The sequence below is a fragment of the Winogradskyella psychrotolerans genome (genome assembly GCF_018860545.1).
Classification (GTDB): Bacteria; Bacteroidota; Bacteroidia; order Flavobacteriales; family Flavobacteriaceae; genus Winogradskyella; species Winogradskyella psychrotolerans_A.
In genome coordinates this window covers 72,071-88,007 of sequence record NZ_JAHKPN010000010.1, presented here as the reverse complement: position 1 = coordinate 88,007, position 15,937 = coordinate 72,071, and the positions used below count along the sequence as shown (strand labels likewise).

The window sequence follows — 15,937 nt, the reverse complement described above, 5'->3', positions numbered from 1 at the left end:
CCGTTCTACGGCGAATATTACCATCAGAATCTCTTGTTAAGATATTATCAGTATCTGCTCCGTTATTTACGTTTCTTATTCTAGCGTCTCCGTTGATATCTAATCGAGCTGTTGGACTGTTTGTACCAATACCAACTCCATTAGTGCTACCGTCTATTACTAGAGTACTTGAGTCGAAATTAAGATCAAAGTTACCTTGCGTGATATAACGATTTTCTGTAATTGTACCATTAGTAGAGTAGATGTTATCATCACTTCCGCCACCAGCTGCTACAATTTGTGCAGCCGTTCTACGACGAATATTACCATCAGAATCTCTTGTTAAGATATTATCAGTATCTGCTCCGTTATTTACTGTTCTTATTCTAGCGTCTCCGTTAACATCTAATTTAGCTGTTGGGCTATTTGTGCCAATACCAACTCCATTGGCGCTACCATCAACAACCAAGGTGTTAGCATCTATATTCAAATCATAGTTACCAGTTGTTAATGTTCTATTAGTATCCAATGTTAAATTAGTATTAGCAATATTGCTATCAGTTACTGAAACTATATCTGATAATGGAACAGTTGCAGTATTACCATTTTCCAACGAAATACTCAAATTAGAGCCAATGACACTAAAATTGGTTATTATTTGCTTATCTACATTAGGGCCAGCTGCTACACGAACCCATTCACTATTGTCCCAATAATAGTAGCCAGGTTGAACATCATTTATAGATTGCGTATTGTACACTAATAGGCTTTCTACATTACCATTTGCAATGGTTGTAATGTCATTAGTACTTGTTAATTCTACTCTTGGTATAAGTATTCCTTGTGAGTTTGATTCTATCTCTAATATAGATGATGAGTTAGGTGTAGTTGTACCAATTCCTACTTGGGCATTTGCATAAAAACAAAATCCAAAGATAAACAGGGCAATTTTAAAATTTGAAGTTAGTTGAAGTCTCATTTTATAAAATCATTATTTTTTAGACCACAAATAAACACAAATAAAACCGATAAAATGCATTTTTTACCGTTCAAATACTGTAATCATCGGTAGGATGTAATTTTGTTTTGGTTGTTTCAATGAGTAATTGATTGAATGTTAATTTGTTAAAAATTTAGAACCAATCAAACTTTTTTTTGAAAAAAGTGAAAATATTAATGAATAATTTATGAGAAAAGGAGAATTTAATAAAGTTTAGAGCCAATAATTCTATAAATAGGATGGTGTTTCTGATAAAATAGCTGTTAAATCCAATTTTTATTGTAAACTTAGTGTTATACTTTCTCCATATGTAAGTCTAAATTGGATGAACTTTAATGTGTTTAATGGAGTGAGATTAATTCAATAGGCAATTATTAAATGGTGTTTATTGGAAACAATTCTTTTTAAGCTTGCTGTTAAAAAAGAGGATGAAAGCTAATCTTCGTGTTAAAAGAAGTTATTCATTTTACTCAGATTTGTCAGTATAAAGAGGTTTTAGGAGTGTTTTATCTAAATTGTAAAGAGTAATGAATTATGAAAATTACGTAAAAATCTGTAACATTTTTAATCATTTGCCGTCCTATTAGTATAAAATCATTAATCATGGAATCAAATTATTATACGCTTAAACGCACGGACAATCAATTATTAGTTATAACGCACTTATCTCAATTGTTAACTTATGTCACTGGTTTTGGTGGTCTTTTAGCACCATTAATTATTTGGGCAACTCAAAAGGAACAAGTGGACGGAATGGATGCTCATGGAAAATCGATTTTGAACTTTCAATTAAGTATGCTTATCTATTCTATAATTAGTATACCATTAATCTTCGTTGTTGGTTTGGGAATTTTAACCTTAACATTAGTTGCAATTTTGGCTTTTGTAATGCCAATTGTAAACGCTATAAAAGCTAGTAATGGAGAATTACCATCTTATCCATTGTCTATTAATTTTGTTAATTAGGATTTAAAAGAAATGGAAATGAAAAGGCTCACCTAAATATTGGTGAGCCTTTTTTAATTGAATTACTTTTGCAAGTATGTGTTAGCTATTCAGCATCACTGGCATAACAAGCATTGTTACATGCTCACCTTCATCTAAACCATCAATAGGTGTTAAGATACCAGCTCTATTTGGTAAGCTCATTTCTAATTGAACATTATCAGAACCTAAATTGTTTATCATTTCAGTTAAGAAACGTGAGTTAAACCCAATTTGCATATCGTCTCCTTGATAATCACAAGTTAAACGTTCTTCGGCTTTGTTAGAGTAATCGATATCTTCAGCCGAAATATTTAATTCTGCACCAGCAATTTTAAGCCTAATTTGATGTGTCGTTTTATTAGAGAAAATACTAACACGCTTTACTGAGTTTAAAAATTGATTTCTATCAATAACCAATTTATTCGGGTTCTCTTTAGGGATTACCGCTTCGTAATTTGGATATTTACCATCAATTAAACGACAAATTAATACTGAGTTTTCAAAAGTAAACTTGGCATTAGACTCGTTATATTCTACTAAAACATCATCATCACTACCTGCTAAAATACCTTTTAAAAGATTTAAAGGTTTCTTAGGCATAATGAATTCTGCCGTTTCCGTTGCACTAACATCGTTTCTTGTATATTTTACCAATTTGTGAGCATCAGTCGCTACAAATGTTAAGTTATCTTGAGAAAACTGAAAGAATACACCGCTCATTACAGGTCTTAAATCATCATTACCAGCCGCAAAAATTGTTTTACTAATTGCAGTGGCTAAAATGTCACCCATTATCGTTGTGGTACTAGCATCTTCTATAGAAACCGCATTAGGGAATTCTGCACCATCAGCATAAGCTAAAGCGTATTTACCATGATTAGAGCTAATTTCAACCGTGTTGTTTTCTTCAACAACAAAAGTCAATGGTTGCTCAGGAAATGTCTTTAAAGTATCTAAAAGTAATCTTGCTGGTAACGCAATACTTCCTTCAGAATCACTTTCAACATCAATTGTAGCAGACATTGTAGTTTCTAAATCACTAGCCGAAATCGTTAATTTCGATTGGCTAAGTTCAAACAAGAAATTGTCTAAAATAGGTAGTGTATTACTGTTATTAATAACACCTCCTAATACTTGAAGTTGCTTTAATAAATAAGTGCTTGAAACAATGAATTTCATGTGTTATATCTTAATTGTTTTATATCCGACACATGTAACATCTTAAATTGAATTTTTAAGATAAACCCAACCATATTTGGTTAGATGTTTCATGCTGAATAGATGTGTTTTATACTTTTATTCGTATTACAAATATATCCTAATAGAAGGGTTTTATAAAACAAACTTATTAACAAAATAGGCTTAAAAATGCACAAATCTCAACTTATCCTAGCTAGAAATTTAAGATGTGTATTTTCGCTTTCTTAAATAGTTAAATCCGAAACCAAATATGGCTAAAACTATGAGTGGCAATACAATATTAATAAGTTGCCATGTGGATTTGCTTTCTTTTATTTTTTCGGCATCTAAAAAAGCTACATTTATTTCTTTAGATCTTATGTTTATAAGTCCAGAATCATCCAAAAGGTAATTTACCGAATTCAGCAGAAATTCTTTGTTTCCAAATGATTTTCCTGTGAGTTGATCAAAACCTAATTCTTGTGGTCTATTTCTTATAACGTCATTTTTAATAAGATCTCCATCAGAAATTACAATCATTTTCGTCTCGGGACTTTTAGATTTAAAGTTCTTCACCTTAAAAGGTAATACACGTTGGTCATAAACCGAAGAAAATTCACCTTCCAAAAGAACCGCTAAATTTTGAGAACCTAGATTGTAACTGGCTTCATCTGGTGGACTAGTGACATTAGCTAATGAGATTGTGGTTGGTGCACCTTCTAATTTTGAGTTGGGAGAACTTTGTAGTAAGATAGACTTTTTAATACTGTTTTTTAAGGTGTCAATCGGACTCGCAAAATCAAATTTTACTAAGTTTAAATTCTTAGTAATGGAATGATTAGGGTTAGACGCAGCCAAAGGGGAATATTGCCACTGAATGGGTTGCATTTGTGCCTGACTTCCTTCTCCAATCGCCAACATAATTGGAGCAGAGTAGAGGTCTTTTACTAAGGTTGGGTTGACTCTTACCCCATACTTGAAGAAAAAATCGTTCAGTTGTAAATCACGCATTATAGAAACTCCAGTTCCTGTAGTATTTTTTAAACTGTCTTGATCCATGATTACAGATTCCGTGAGCCACAAACTTTTTCCACCATTCATAGTGTATTGGTCTAAAACTAATTTTTCATTTTCAGTAAACGGAATGCTAGGTTTAGCAGCTATGATTAAATCAAATTCACTTAACTTATCTAAAGTGCCTTGTGGATTTGATGCTACGCTATCTAATGTAAATTGTCCTAAATTATAATATGGTTTAACAGTTTGAAGAAAATCAGCAATGTAAAGATCATCTAACTCACCATTACCTTTTAAAATCGCAATCTTTTTTGATTTAGCATTAACGAGTTTACTAAAACCATCAGCAAACGCGTATTCTAACGATTGTACCGAATTATTAATTTGCTCTGGTAGCCCTTGTGTAATGCTTTTTTTTAGAAGAGGAATTTTAAGTGTTTGATCTTTATAACTGGCAAAAGCCCATGGGAAAATTATGTCTTGTGTTACTTTTCCGGTACTATTATCTGTGTTAATATAGGGTTCTAATCCTGCATTTGTTAATTGCTCAATATACTGTTGGCGTGTTGTTTCGTCTTCAATAGGATCAATATAGTTGACAAATATCTGATTTGTTTCAAGCTTAAATTCATCTATAATTTGTTTCACTTCAGTTTGAAGTAATCTGAATTCTGAAGGAAAATCACCTTCCAAAAACACATCGATTATTAAAGGAGAATCTAAGTCACTAATCAAGTCTTTTGAAACATCCGAAAGGGTGTATCGATGGTCTTTCGTAAGGTCGAAACGTTGAAATACTGAATTTGAAATCGCATTTATTATGATGATTCCAACAATAATAGCGACAATATATAATATAGATTTATTCTTTTTCATTCTCGAAAGTTATGTCTTCTTGATACGTTTTTAAGGCAACGACTGTATCGTTTTGAAAGGTAATTTCTAAGCATTCTCTTTCATCTGTAAAAGCTCCAGGTTCTATACCAAGGCCGTAATTCCATTTATTGGTATCGTGTACTTTTTTAGCGTCATCCCAAGTTAACCATTCTTCATTTCCTAAGAGCGTGGTAATTTTTTCTTTTGAAACTCCTATTAAAGTATCTGATTTCACCGTATTATCAATCATTTCATAACGTAGCGCCGGATTTTCTATCCAAGCATCACTATTAAAATATTTTTGATGATGATAATTACTAATAATATTTATAAACGGATAAAACATATAGAAAAACACGAAAGGTGTTAATACCAAACTGATTAAGGCAGATAGCCATTTGCGTTTGTCAACGGTGTTTAAAAACAAAAACAGAAGTACAAATACAACGATTAAGAATATGACTAATAAAGGTGTAATGATCATATTATTGTTTTTGAATTCTAAGTTTTGTGAATAATAAAAAGGCTAAGGCTATACTTATAAAATATACTAAATCTCTTGTGTCTATAACACCACGACTCATACTATTATAATGTGCTGACATGCCTAAATTTTCCATGTAAACAAGGTCACCAAAAATATTATAGTTAGACAGGCCTTCAAATCCAAAATAGAAAAAGAAACAAATAAAAACAGCAATTATGAATGCTACAATTTGGTTCTCGGAAAGGGTAGAGGCAAACACCCCAATTGCTGTATATGCACCAACTAAAAATAGCAATCCAAAATAAGAACCGATAGTACTTCCTATATCAAGGTTGCCTTCTGGGTTTCCTAATTTGGCTACTGTGTAAGCATACAGTAGCGTAGGAATTAATGCCATTACAATCAGCACGAAAGCTCCAAAATACTTTCCTAATACAATCTGAAAATGTGAAATAGGTTTGGTGACTAACAACTCTAAAGTCCCTTGTTTTTTTTCATCACTGAAACTACGCATGGTGACGGCAGGTACTAAAAATATAAGAATCCATGGAGCCAATAGAAAGAACGATGCTAAACTCGCTTGGCCAGTATCTAAAATATTGAATTCACCTTTAAACACCCAAAGAAATAGTCCATTGAGTAATAAAAACACACCAATAACCAAGTAACCGATTGGTGAGGCGAAGAAGGTGTTTATTTCTTTTTTTAGTATTGCTAACATATATTAGTGTTCAGTGTTCAGTGTTCAGTGTTCAGTGTTCAGTGTTCAGTGTTCAGTGTTCAGTTTTCAGTTTTCTTTGCTTCCTTGCGATGTATTTATTATATCATTTATTTGTACTCAATCTAACTGTAAACTGAATACTGCGACTGCTTACTTGAGCGAAGCGATTTTATCCACACTCCAAGCTTCAGGTTTTGCATTAAACAAAGGTTTTGTATTTGCCCAAACACCTTTAAACAATTCAGAATGTCTATAATTATTTAAATCGTCTTCAGAATTCCAATAGCTATAAGTGAAAAAAATATTAGTCGTATTCTGATCACGATACAACTCTAAAAACTTACAACCCTCAAAATTTCGAATTTTTTCTTTAACTGCTTCAAAATTAGCCAAGAATTCTTCAATCTTCGTAGGTTCAAAACTCATTTTTACAATTCTTACTAACAAAGCCTAAGGATTTAAGAAGTTAACAGTTACCGTGTCCATAGTTTTTAATCCCATTAATGTAGAAGCCCCTCCAACAGAGGTACAATTACTTTTATAAACCGCAATTTCTAAATAACCCGAAGAATTAAAAACCACCAAGCCTTTTCCATCCACGTTTCGTTTAGATTCTTCCATGTCATAATCTACGATATCTGTATATTTATTATGTATTTTTTCAAATTTATAGCTTCGAGCTGAAACTTGATAAGGTCTCGTTTTTTGAACCGACTCAAAAAACTTACGTTTAATATTAGTGACTACATTACCATAATTGTCAATATAAATTACACTGCCAATTATTTGGTTGTGCTCATCATTAATAAACGGCACTAAATTTTTAATAGGCTTAATAGTGTTAATAACTTTTCCGATGACATCCAAGGTTCCTCCTCTAGCAATATGGCAGGCGACCTTAACAAAAATGTCTAATACAGGAAAGTTGGTTTCAACCTTATCATGGATGTTTATCTCTACTATTTTTTCTGCAGCTATATCATTGCAAATCATACTCATAATACCATTGTTGGCACATATAAAGTAATGGTCATCTAGTTTTATTGCAATGTGCTTATTTTCAGGGCTTAACTCAGAATCAATTCCTATTAAATGAATCGTTCCTTTCGGAAAACTACTGTACGCATTTTGAATAATATAAGCCGCTTCAGATATATTAAATGGTGAGACGGAATGTGAAATATCTACAATTCTTATCTCATCAAGTTCACTATAAATAGCTCCTCTTATGGCTCCCGCAAAGTGATCTTTTTCTCCAAAATCAGTCGTTAAAGTGATTATCGCCATGAATTGATTGTTGATATTTTTTTAAGAATTATGGTTGTAAAATTATTAGATTTGTGTGTATTCACATGAATTACAAAATTAATAAAAGAAAACAGATTAACATATAAAATAGACCTCGCTTTTGAATGAACTAATCCTAGAACTCGAAGAAATATCTCCAAAGGAATTCTTCGGAGCCCAAAATGCAAATATTGAACTTTTAAAAAAGTATTTTCCTAAACTTAAAATTGTAGCCAGAGGCAATAAATTAAAGGCGTACGGAGATGAAGATTTACTCGAAGAGTTTGATCGGAGAATGACGATGTTGATGAAACATTTTGGAAAGTACAATAAGCTCGATGAAAATGTTATTGAGCGCGTACTTACAAGTCAAAGTAGTGATGATTATTCCACATCGGCTTCAAGTGATGAAGTCTTAGTGCACGGAGTTGGAGGAAAACTTATTAAAGCGCAAACAGCTAACCAACGTAAACTTGTAGAAAGTATGCGTAAAAATGATATGGTGTTTGCTATTGGCCCAGCCGGAACAGGTAAAACGTACACAGGCGTTGCATTGGCGGTACAAGCATTAAAGCGTAAAGAAGTTAAGCGTATTATCCTAACACGTCCTGCAGTAGAAGCTGGTGAAAATTTAGGATTCTTGCCTGGTGATTTAAAAGAAAAATTAGATCCATATATGCAACCCTTATATGATGCGTTGCGCGATATGATTCCTCATGAAAAATTAGATAGCTACGTAGAAAAAGGGGTTATTCAAATCGCTCCTTTGGCATTTATGCGTGGACGGACGTTAGATAATGCCTTTGTGATTTTAGATGAAGGTCAGAATACAACGCATGCGCAAATGAAGATGTTCTTAACCCGAATGGGAAAGAATGCAAAGTTCCTTTTAACAGGTGATCCTGGACAAGTAGATTTACCACGTCGAACGATTTCAGGATTAAAAGAAGCGCTTTTAGTATTGCAAAATGTTGAAGGTATTGGAATGATTTATTTAGATGACAAAGATGTGATCCGTCATAAGCTTGTCAAAAAAGTGATTGCAGCTTATAAAAGTATCGAAAATAGGGAGTGATGCTTATAGTGTTGTAAGTTAGGTTTTTAGGGCGTTTAGGTTCAAAATTGTATAAAATATACTAGAAATCATGTAAATATTTTAGTGTTAAATCTATATAATTTTGCTGATGTAATAAAAACTTATATAACATGAAAAAAGTAATTTTAATTATCGGAATAACACTAGGATTGAACCCATTATTTGCTCAGGAAGATGACGTAGATATCAATTCAGATAACGCTTGGCTTAAAGCAGGTATAACAGCAGGAGTACCTGTCAGCGATGCAGGTGATGTATCGTCTTTCACTCTAGGAGCAGACTTAAGAGGTCAATATTTATTTAACCCTAACTTAGGAGTTGGTATAGCTACAGGGTATAGCAATTATTTTGGCGAAGATGAATTTGATGATTTTGGTATTATTCCTCTAGCAGGTTTTGTACGTTATTATTTTACTCCAAATGGTCTTTTCTTTGGTTCTGACTTCGGTTATGGTTTTTTAACAGGAGTAGATGACAATGAGGGTGGACTTTATGTAAATCCTCAAATAGGGTACCACAATAGGGATTGGAATATTTACGCTTATTATCAAAATACGTTTGCTGAGAATGATATTGATATTCAAGCAGTAGGTATTGGAGCTACGTATAATATTAGGTTCAAATAATGAATAACAATATAGATTAATTAAAAAGGAGAAATTTTATTTCTCCTTTTTTTATTGAGTTTATTGTCTGACCCAAGTAAAGAAATTACATTTGTAATTCACAATAAATCTTGATTAGATGAACACCATAATTGAAACCAATTTCAATTTTCCGAAGCAAAAGAGTTTTTATAAAGGAAAAGTAAGAGCCGTTTATAATATTAATGACATGCAATTGGTTATGGTTGCTACCGATCGTTTAAGTGCTTTTGATGTGGTGATGCCCAAAGGTATTCCATATAAAGGTCAAATCTTAAATCAGATTGCTACAAAAATGATGAAGGAAACGGAAGATTTAGTGCCTAATTGGTTGGTGGCTACTCCAGATCCTAATGTAGCAGTTGGTCATTTGTGTGAACCTTTCAAGGTAGAAATGGTAATTCGTGGTTATATGTCTGGCCATGCAGCAAGAGAATATAAAGCTGGTAAACGCATGCTTTGTGGAGTGGCTATGCCAGAAGGTATGAAAGAAAATGATAAATTTCGTGAACCAATTATTACTCCAGCAACAAAAGCTGAAATGGGAGATCATGATGAGGATATTTCGAGAGAAGATATTTTAAAAAAAGGAATTGTTTCAGAGGAGGATTATTTAGTATTAGAGGATTACACCAGAAAACTTTTTCAACGTGGTATAGAAATCGCAGCAAAAAGAGGTTTGATTTTAGTAGATACTAAATATGAATTTGGAAAAACAAAAGACGGTAAAATTGTATTGATTGATGAAATTCATACTCCAGATTCGTCGCGTTATTTTTATGCAGATGGTTATCAAGACCGTCAAGATAAAGGAGAAGCACAAAAGCAATTATCTAAAGAGTTTGTTAGACAATGGTTAATTGCTAATGATTTTCAAGGCTTAGAAGGGCAAACCGTGCCTCCTATGAGTGATGAATACATTGCATCTGTAAGCGAGCGTTATATTGAATTGTATGAGAATATTACAGGAGAGGCGTTTGTAAAAGGAGATGTTAGTGATATTCAAAGTAGAATTGAAGCTAATGTTTTGGAGTATTTGAAGTGATTGTTTAGTCATGTCGAACACATGTGAGACATCACATTATTTTGGCATTAAGTTGATTATTTCTATTATGTGATTTCTCGTCGCTCATACTTCGCTCTGTCGAAATGACAAATCAATAATTATTCTAAAAAAATGCTCTTTAGTTTCAATTGTGATTTGGCTATACTGAACCAAAAAGGATTCATGTTCACTCATGTTTCGCTTTATCGAAATGCCAAATCAAATTAATAACGCTTTTTCAATATCTCAGTATGATGTTCCACATGATGCGCCGTCCACATAATTAGTTCTCTAACAGGCATTTTTCCCATTAATGGATGTGGTAATACAACGGTATCTAGATTGTGGTCGCTAATGCGTCTTGTTTTGTATTGTAGTTTCTTTTCTTCGGTTTGTAATCGGTTTAAGAGATATTGTTTGTCTGATAGTTTAGGAACCTTCATATTTTTTGAGCCTTTAAAAGTTGTGCCTTTGGCATCAATTAAAAGTTCATGATAGCGTTTTGCAACAGCATCGTATGTTCTTACTGGTCTATTGGCTTTTCCATATTTAAAACGCAGTAAAAATTTGGGCAAACTCAATACATTATTAAGTGGAATTATACTTTGTAATAAATGAAGTGTTTGCTGACCTGTTGTCCATTTACTTTCAGGTCCAAGTGTCCAAAATTCGTCTGGCTGATTTTGTAACCAAGTGATTAATTCAGAATGTTTAGCATCAATTAAATCAGCAATAGCTTCTTTATCCATATGAAAGAATTTGATAAAGAAAAGATAAGAACTTTTGTTGAATTGTTTATGGAGTAAAAATCATTTTTTTAAGAATCATCAACTATTCCTCAACTTCTTTTTCTTGAATTACAATTTTGTCTTTCTTAAAAATTGGAACTAAATACGAGAAATTAAATCCAAAACCTCCACCAAATCTGCTACTGTCATACGTTCTATTATAGCCAGGTATATAAAGATTTTCGTAATTATTAATTTCTTTATCAGAAATTAATACTTTAAGTTGAACATTAAATCCTGCAAAGAAATTATTAAAAATTTCGGCTTTTAATCCTATAATTAATTCTGTCCATAAAGCGGTCAACCCATCAAATTCTTTACCCTCTTCAACGGTATAGCGTCCATCCCAATATTGATTATAGGTATCGTAAATAGTGTAATTATTTAGGGTTTGACTAAAAGTACTTGCTCCAATACGCAAGCCTCCATAAATCATGTTTTCCATATCTAGCCAGTTTTGGTAAAAATTCATATCAATTCCAGCCTTAAAATAACTTCCTTTTGTTGTATTGTTTAAAACTTCATTTTCAAGAATACGTTCTTCGTTTCCGAGTTCACCAGCAATATAGATGCGTTTGGTAAGTCGATAATCGCCCATAATTTCAAAACCAGTGTAGTCGTCAGAAAAGAAAGTACGCGCAAGTTTACTTATATCAGCTCCAAGCCTTAGTCCATATTTTTCTTTAAAAACTAAAGTGTCGTTGACTGTTTTTTTCTTTTCTTGCGCGAAAGCCATTGTAGAAACTAACAGCAATAATATTACCGTTCTAGTGATAGATACGTACATGTGTTGTGTTTTCATTTGCTATACTTTCTTGGGTCGTTTCTTCAATTTCTATATTGGTAATCCACTGATCATCATCTGTAATTCTTGCAACACCTAAACTATTAAAGTTACTTTTGTAACCACAGGCTCTAGAAACATAAACAAATTCTGTATTGTACGAAATCTCTATAATATCAATATTTGATGAGGTATCATCATCATCATCTAATCTAAGGTCAGTATCTTTTTCTAAGACAAATCTCGTTGTTAAAAGTTCTCCTTCACCGCCTACAATAAGAGGTAAAGCAATGGTGTTACTATTTATGTTAAAAACATAGGAGTCTTCATCGTCATAATCTATAATGATGAGGTCAGATTCTTCAATGGGCTCTGTGGTAACGCCATCTTCATCGGTAAATAAACCATCTCCGTAAACAGTAATTCTAGATACATTTAATAATTCATCTGTGTCAGTAGCATCATAGAAGCCTACAATTAGCCGCGGAGTTGTTTGCGTGGTTGCTGCGCAAATATCATCTCGCTCGCAGTTAAAGTTAATGATAGCTAAGGTGATAAAACTTATAAAAATTAGTAGTCGTTTCAAATTTATTAATTTCAGTATTCAGTGATTAGTACAACTTTAAAATTAAAAAGTTTAAGTTAGTTTTTAGTTTTTTTCAAATAACACCACAGTTTCAATATGTGCAGTGTGTGGAAATTGATCGACTAAACTCAACTTTTTAATACTATAGCCTGCTTCCATCAATTGTTCTGTATCTCTTGCTTGAGTTGCCGGATTACAAGATACATAAACCAAACGTTCGGCATTGAGGTTTATTATTTTTTTAAGAGTTTTTGGTGCAATACCTGCTCTTGCCGGATCTAAAATAATGGTTCTGATTTTATTGGCGTATTCCGGATGTTCTGTAAGAAATTTACCAACATCTGCAGCATAGAATTTGAGGCCTTGTATCTTATTTCGTTTCGCATTTTCTTTAGCATCTTTAATGGCTGCTGCAACGATATCTACACCAACAATTTTAGTGTTTTCAGATTTGTTAGCTATAATTTGACCAATGGTTCCTGTACCACAGAATAAATCTAAAACCACAGTGTTGTCTACAGCTTCTTTATTTTCTAAAGCATAATCCACAACTTTAGAATACAATTTCTCTGCACATTTTGGATTGGTTTGAAAGAAGCTTTTCATGCTAATTTCAAAATTTAAACCCAATAGTTCTTCAACAATTTTATCGTCGCCATTCACTAATGAAATACTGCCAGTGGTTGCAATAGTTCTATCTCCAGTTTCATCGTTTATAGTATGCAATAGACCAGCGACCCTATCTCCAAATAATTCAACTAAATAGTTAGCAAATTTTTCTAAGTCAAAATGAGGTAAGTCGTAAGAGGTGGTAACTAAGTTAAATAGTAACTGATTGGTTTTGAAAGATTTTCTCACCACAAAATATCTAAAAAAGCCTTCGCGTTTTGGAGGATGCCAAGGAGCCAATCCAGTGTCTACACAATAGGCTTTGATATCTTTTAAGCGGTTTTCAAATTCCGCATCAAATAAACCGGAATCTTTTTTAAGATCATCTCCACACCACCATGTGCCACGCTTTTTAAAACCGAGTGTAAATTCGTCTACATCTGTTTTTAAGTCGTGATTATAGCCAATAGCAGAAAAGCCATATTCCATTTTATTTCTATAATGAAAGGTGTTTGGTGAGGTTACAAATTCATCAAATTTATCTTCGATATCAGCAACTTTACCAATGCGTTTAAATAACTCTAAGGTACTTTGTTTTTTATAGGTGTGCTGTTTTTCAATCGGTAAGTTGATATAAGGAGCGCCAGGAATACTTTGATATGGCATATCAATTTCGTCTTCAGATGGTTTTAAAACCTCAAAAAGTTTCCCTTCTGCATACTTTTTACTGGTTTTTTTAATCTGAGTTTTTACCAATTGTCCAGGTAATGTATTAGGAACAAAAACTACAAATTCACCATGCTCATTTCTAATGCGACCAATACCTTTACCGCCAAAGGCGTAATCTTCAATTAAGATGTCTAAGATTTGTCCGCGTTTTACAAATTTATTCCGTTCTCTTTTTGGCATTTCTTATAAGAATTTGGGTGCAAAGATAGTCGTAATTTATAAATAGTTCGGCTGAATTTGAACTCTATAATTTAGATAAACTTTAAAAAGAGTTTTAAGATTTATGTAATGCTTTTATCTATAAAGTATGGAGCCATAAATAGTCATTCCGAACTACTCTATTATTAAAATGAAAAAGAATTACAATAAGTTAAAAGTTTAGTCGCATTGGAAGATTTAGTTTGGTCGACTTTAAGAATTTATGTTTTCATTTTTAGTGGAGAACCGTGTTATAATAAATCCATGGCAAAACTAAACTTTACCAATTCGGTTACGCTATTTATGTTTAATTTTCGATAAATATTCTTTCTATGTGATTTTACAGTGTGTAATGATATGAAATTGAGATCGGCAATCATCTGGTTACTATTGCCTTGTGCTATTAGTTTGATAATGTTTTTTTCTTGTTTAGTTAACGATTGAAATTGAAGCCAACACGTTTGATTGTTTCGTAATGAAGAAAATATTGACGAAACTAGGTTATTTATTCCAGCTATTTCATCTAAAAAGTTTGATGCATTAAAATAGAGGTTATCATTAAGGTGCAATTTATTGGTGTAAAAATAAGTCATTTTATTATTGACTTTAAGGTGTTGTGTATAAGTGCATGTCGCTTGCCTGTCATCTATGAGTTTAAAAATATTAGCTTTATTAATAGCGTTTTGCATTAATAAGGGGCAAGATATTTCTTTAAGATAAGTCGTTCCTTTTTCTACAAGGTTTTCTAATTCTTGGCCTCTATTTATGAGTTTATGATTTGCATAAGTGATATCAAAATTGTCTTTTCTATTTATATGTATGGCTGTAGGAATGTAATCGGCTAATTGACAAAATTTGAGATAATCATTTAAATATAAATTTCGCAAGCGGAAAGCAAAATGCTGGTTATGTATTAAATGTTCTTTTTCTGTGTGTAATTTCATAAGTCAAAAACTTTTAAGGACGCCGTTTTCAAAAGTTCTATAAAGGCATTAGGTTGTTCTAAAGTTGGGTAATGCCCACAATTATTTATGAAAAGTAATTCGCAATTATCAGCTAGCACTTCAATTGTTTTAAGGTAATCTATGCTCACTGTTGGGTCTTGATTTCCTGCCACAATATATTTCGGAACTTGAAGATTTAAAAAGATATCTTTTTGGTTTGACCAGTTGTTTTTAGTGATATCTATTGCTAAAGCAGTTCTTACTAAAGGATTTGCTATTTTAAAATAACGAGATACGGACGGAGCAACTTCGGTCTTATAAACAGCAACTTTTGCTGCAGTTTCTATGTCTGTTTCTGTGGGGTTTTCAGTTAAGTAGGTGTTAAGTGCTGGTACAACATTAAAAGCCTCCTCAAAATTAATTGGATTTGTAACGGGGGGAGTACCAAATATCATTAAACCTTTTAGCCGTTTTATATCTTTTGCTATTTCAATAGCTAGATGGCCACCTAAAGAGTTACCTAATAAAAAAATATCGTCATCAATTGTATTTATATATGTGCTGAGTACCTTACATTGATTTTTCGTTGAAAACAGCTCAATATTACAGTCTTGATGCTCTACTGAGTGTCCTAACAATTCAACAGCGATAATAGTTTGATGAATTATTTGATCGGTTAAAAGGCTTTGGAATATTTCAGGGGAAGAGGAGTTCCCATGAATACACAAAATTGTACCTTTAGTAGAACCTTTTTTTACTAGGTGTACCAATTGATTTTTTGAAGTTAGTTAATTAATAGCTTTAGTAATATAGTAAAAATCTCTTTTTAAACAAAAAAAACGTGATTATTATCAAGAAGATAAGCTCCATTAGCTTATAAAAATGACCTACTAAGTTTTAAATCGGAAGGATTATTTGTAATTTGCGGACTTCAAGGGATGATTTCTTTCCCACGCTGAATTTTTGGACATCACATCTTCT

16 protein-coding genes and 1 pseudogene are annotated in these 15,937 nt (G+C 32.5%); 4 read left to right on the top strand and 13 right to left on the bottom strand.

The annotated features are described in order from the left end of the window. A pseudogene (locus KO515_RS03435) lies at positions 1-958 on the bottom strand (hypothetical protein); the annotation flags it as partial. A gap of 624 nt (positions 959-1,582) precedes the next feature. Here KO515_RS03435 and KO515_RS03430 point away from each other — a divergent pair. Then, positions 1,583-1,945: a DUF4870 domain-containing protein gene (locus KO515_RS03430; RefSeq protein WP_215934984.1), complete on the top strand. Its 363-nt coding sequence runs from the start codon at positions 1,583-1,585 to the stop codon at positions 1,943-1,945. 81 nt (positions 1,946-2,026) lie between these two features. On the opposite strand, the gene dnaN is transcribed toward KO515_RS03430, so the two are convergent. From dnaN to KO515_RS03400, 6 genes are all read right to left on the bottom strand, one after another. Further along, the gene (gene dnaN, locus KO515_RS03425) at positions 2,027-3,145 is read right to left on the bottom strand and encodes a DNA polymerase III subunit beta (protein ID WP_215934983.1); all 1,119 of its coding nucleotides are present in this window, start codon (positions 3,143-3,145) and stop codon (positions 2,027-2,029) included. A 222-nt stretch (positions 3,146-3,367) separates the two neighbouring features. Further along, a complete protein-coding gene (gene gldG, locus KO515_RS03420; protein WP_215934982.1) occupies positions 3,368-5,038 on the bottom strand; it encodes a gliding motility-associated ABC transporter substrate-binding protein GldG in 1,671 nt (556 codons plus the stop codon). After that, on the bottom strand, positions 5,025-5,522 hold the full coding sequence (locus tag KO515_RS03415; RefSeq protein ID WP_215934981.1) for a hypothetical protein: 498 nt from the start codon (positions 5,520-5,522) through the stop codon (positions 5,025-5,027). The genes gldG and KO515_RS03415 overlap by 14 nt, the downstream gene beginning before the upstream one ends. 1 nt (position 5,523) lies before the next feature. Next, positions 5,524-6,246, bottom strand: coding sequence for a gliding motility-associated ABC transporter permease subunit GldF (gldF, locus tag KO515_RS03410; protein WP_215934980.1), 723 nt, complete (start codon positions 6,244-6,246; stop codon positions 5,524-5,526). A 150-nt stretch (positions 6,247-6,396) separates the two neighbouring features. Then, positions 6,397-6,693, bottom strand: coding sequence for a putative quinol monooxygenase (locus KO515_RS03405; RefSeq protein WP_215934979.1), 297 nt, complete (start codon positions 6,691-6,693; stop codon positions 6,397-6,399). 3 nt (positions 6,694-6,696) lie between these two features. After that, complete coding sequence (locus KO515_RS03400) at positions 6,697-7,533, bottom strand: SAM hydrolase/SAM-dependent halogenase family protein (RefSeq protein ID WP_215934978.1); 837 nt, start codon at positions 7,531-7,533, stop codon at positions 6,697-6,699. 121 nt (positions 7,534-7,654) lie between these two features. Here KO515_RS03400 and KO515_RS03395 point away from each other — a divergent pair, with 121 nt between their 5' ends. The 3 genes from KO515_RS03395 (at position 7,655) to KO515_RS03385 (ending at position 10,318) form a co-directional block, all read left to right on the top strand. Next, positions 7,655-8,608: a PhoH family protein gene (locus tag KO515_RS03395; protein ID WP_215934977.1), complete on the top strand. Its 954-nt coding sequence runs from the start codon at positions 7,655-7,657 to the stop codon at positions 8,606-8,608. 131 nt (positions 8,609-8,739) lie between these two features. After that, positions 8,740-9,255 (top strand): hypothetical protein, encoded by a 516-nt coding sequence (locus KO515_RS03390; protein WP_215934976.1) that lies wholly within the window; start codon positions 8,740-8,742, stop codon positions 9,253-9,255. 118 nt (positions 9,256-9,373) lie between these two features. Then, positions 9,374-10,318, top strand: coding sequence for a phosphoribosylaminoimidazolesuccinocarboxamide synthase (locus tag KO515_RS03385; protein ID WP_215934975.1), 945 nt, complete (start codon positions 9,374-9,376; stop codon positions 10,316-10,318). Positions 10,319-10,542: 224 nt separating this feature from the next. Here KO515_RS03385 and KO515_RS03380 read toward each other — a convergent pair whose 3' ends face one another. The 6 genes from KO515_RS03380 to KO515_RS03355 all read right to left on the bottom strand — a co-directional run bounded on the left by KO515_RS03380 (position 10,543) and on the right by KO515_RS03355 (position 15,726). Next, positions 10,543-11,067, bottom strand: a complete 525-nt coding sequence (locus KO515_RS03380) for a DinB family protein (protein WP_215934974.1) — start codon at positions 11,065-11,067, stop codon at positions 10,543-10,545. Between the two features lie 82 nt (positions 11,068-11,149). Then, positions 11,150-11,908: a DUF6048 family protein gene (locus KO515_RS03375; RefSeq protein WP_252723771.1), complete on the bottom strand. Its 759-nt coding sequence runs from the start codon at positions 11,906-11,908 to the stop codon at positions 11,150-11,152. After that, on the bottom strand, positions 11,874-12,476 hold the full coding sequence (locus KO515_RS03370) for a DUF6452 family protein (RefSeq protein ID WP_215934973.1): 603 nt from the start codon (positions 12,474-12,476) through the stop codon (positions 11,874-11,876). The genes KO515_RS03375 and KO515_RS03370 overlap by 35 nt, the downstream gene beginning before the upstream one ends. A 63-nt stretch (positions 12,477-12,539) precedes the next feature. Next, the gene (gene rlmD, locus KO515_RS03365; RefSeq protein ID WP_215934972.1) at positions 12,540-13,994 is read right to left on the bottom strand and encodes a 23S rRNA (uracil(1939)-C(5))-methyltransferase RlmD; all 1,455 of its coding nucleotides are present in this window, start codon (positions 13,992-13,994) and stop codon (positions 12,540-12,542) included. A gap of 269 nt (positions 13,995-14,263) precedes the next feature. After that, entirely contained in the window at positions 14,264-14,956 is a 693-nt protein-coding gene (locus KO515_RS03360; RefSeq protein WP_215934971.1) for a response regulator transcription factor, read from the bottom strand. Continuing rightward, a complete protein-coding gene (locus KO515_RS03355; RefSeq protein WP_215934970.1) occupies positions 14,953-15,726 on the bottom strand; it encodes an alpha/beta fold hydrolase in 774 nt (257 codons plus the stop codon). The genes KO515_RS03360 and KO515_RS03355 overlap by 4 nt, the downstream gene beginning before the upstream one ends. Positions 15,727-15,937 lie beyond the last annotated feature (211 nt).

Excerpts from the sequence above, each read along its gene's own strand:
- KO515_RS03430 (WP_215934984.1), top strand. The coding sequence starts at position 1,583 with ATGGAATCAAATTATTATACGCTTAAACGCACGGACAATCAATTATTA.
- dnaN (WP_215934983.1), bottom strand. The coding sequence starts at position 3,145 with ATGAAATTCATTGTTTCAAGCACTTATTTATTAAAGCAACTTCAAGTA.
- gldG (WP_215934982.1), bottom strand. The coding sequence starts at position 5,038 with ATGAAAAAGAATAAATCTATATTATATATTGTCGCTATTATTGTTGGA.
- KO515_RS03415 (WP_215934981.1), bottom strand. The coding sequence starts at position 5,522 with ATGATCATTACACCTTTATTAGTCATATTCTTAATCGTTGTATTTGTA.
- gldF (WP_215934980.1), bottom strand. The coding sequence starts at position 6,246 with ATGTTAGCAATACTAAAAAAAGAAATAAACACCTTCTTCGCCTCACCA.
- KO515_RS03400 (WP_215934978.1), bottom strand. The coding sequence starts at position 7,533 with ATGGCGATAATCACTTTAACGACTGATTTTGGAGAAAAAGATCACTTT.
- KO515_RS03390 (WP_215934976.1), top strand. The coding sequence starts at position 8,740 with ATGAAAAAAGTAATTTTAATTATCGGAATAACACTAGGATTGAACCCA.
- KO515_RS03385 (WP_215934975.1), top strand. The coding sequence starts at position 9,374 with ATGAACACCATAATTGAAACCAATTTCAATTTTCCGAAGCAAAAGAGT.
- KO515_RS03380 (WP_215934974.1), bottom strand. The coding sequence starts at position 11,067 with ATGGATAAAGAAGCTATTGCTGATTTAATTGATGCTAAACATTCTGAA.
- KO515_RS03375 (WP_252723771.1), bottom strand. The coding sequence starts at position 11,908 with ATGAAAACACAACACATGTACGTATCTATCACTAGAACGGTAATATTA.
- rlmD (WP_215934972.1), bottom strand. The coding sequence starts at position 13,994 with ATGCCAAAAAGAGAACGGAATAAATTTGTAAAACGCGGACAAATCTTA.
- KO515_RS03360 (WP_215934971.1), bottom strand. The coding sequence starts at position 14,956 with ATGAAATTACACACAGAAAAAGAACATTTAATACATAACCAGCATTTT.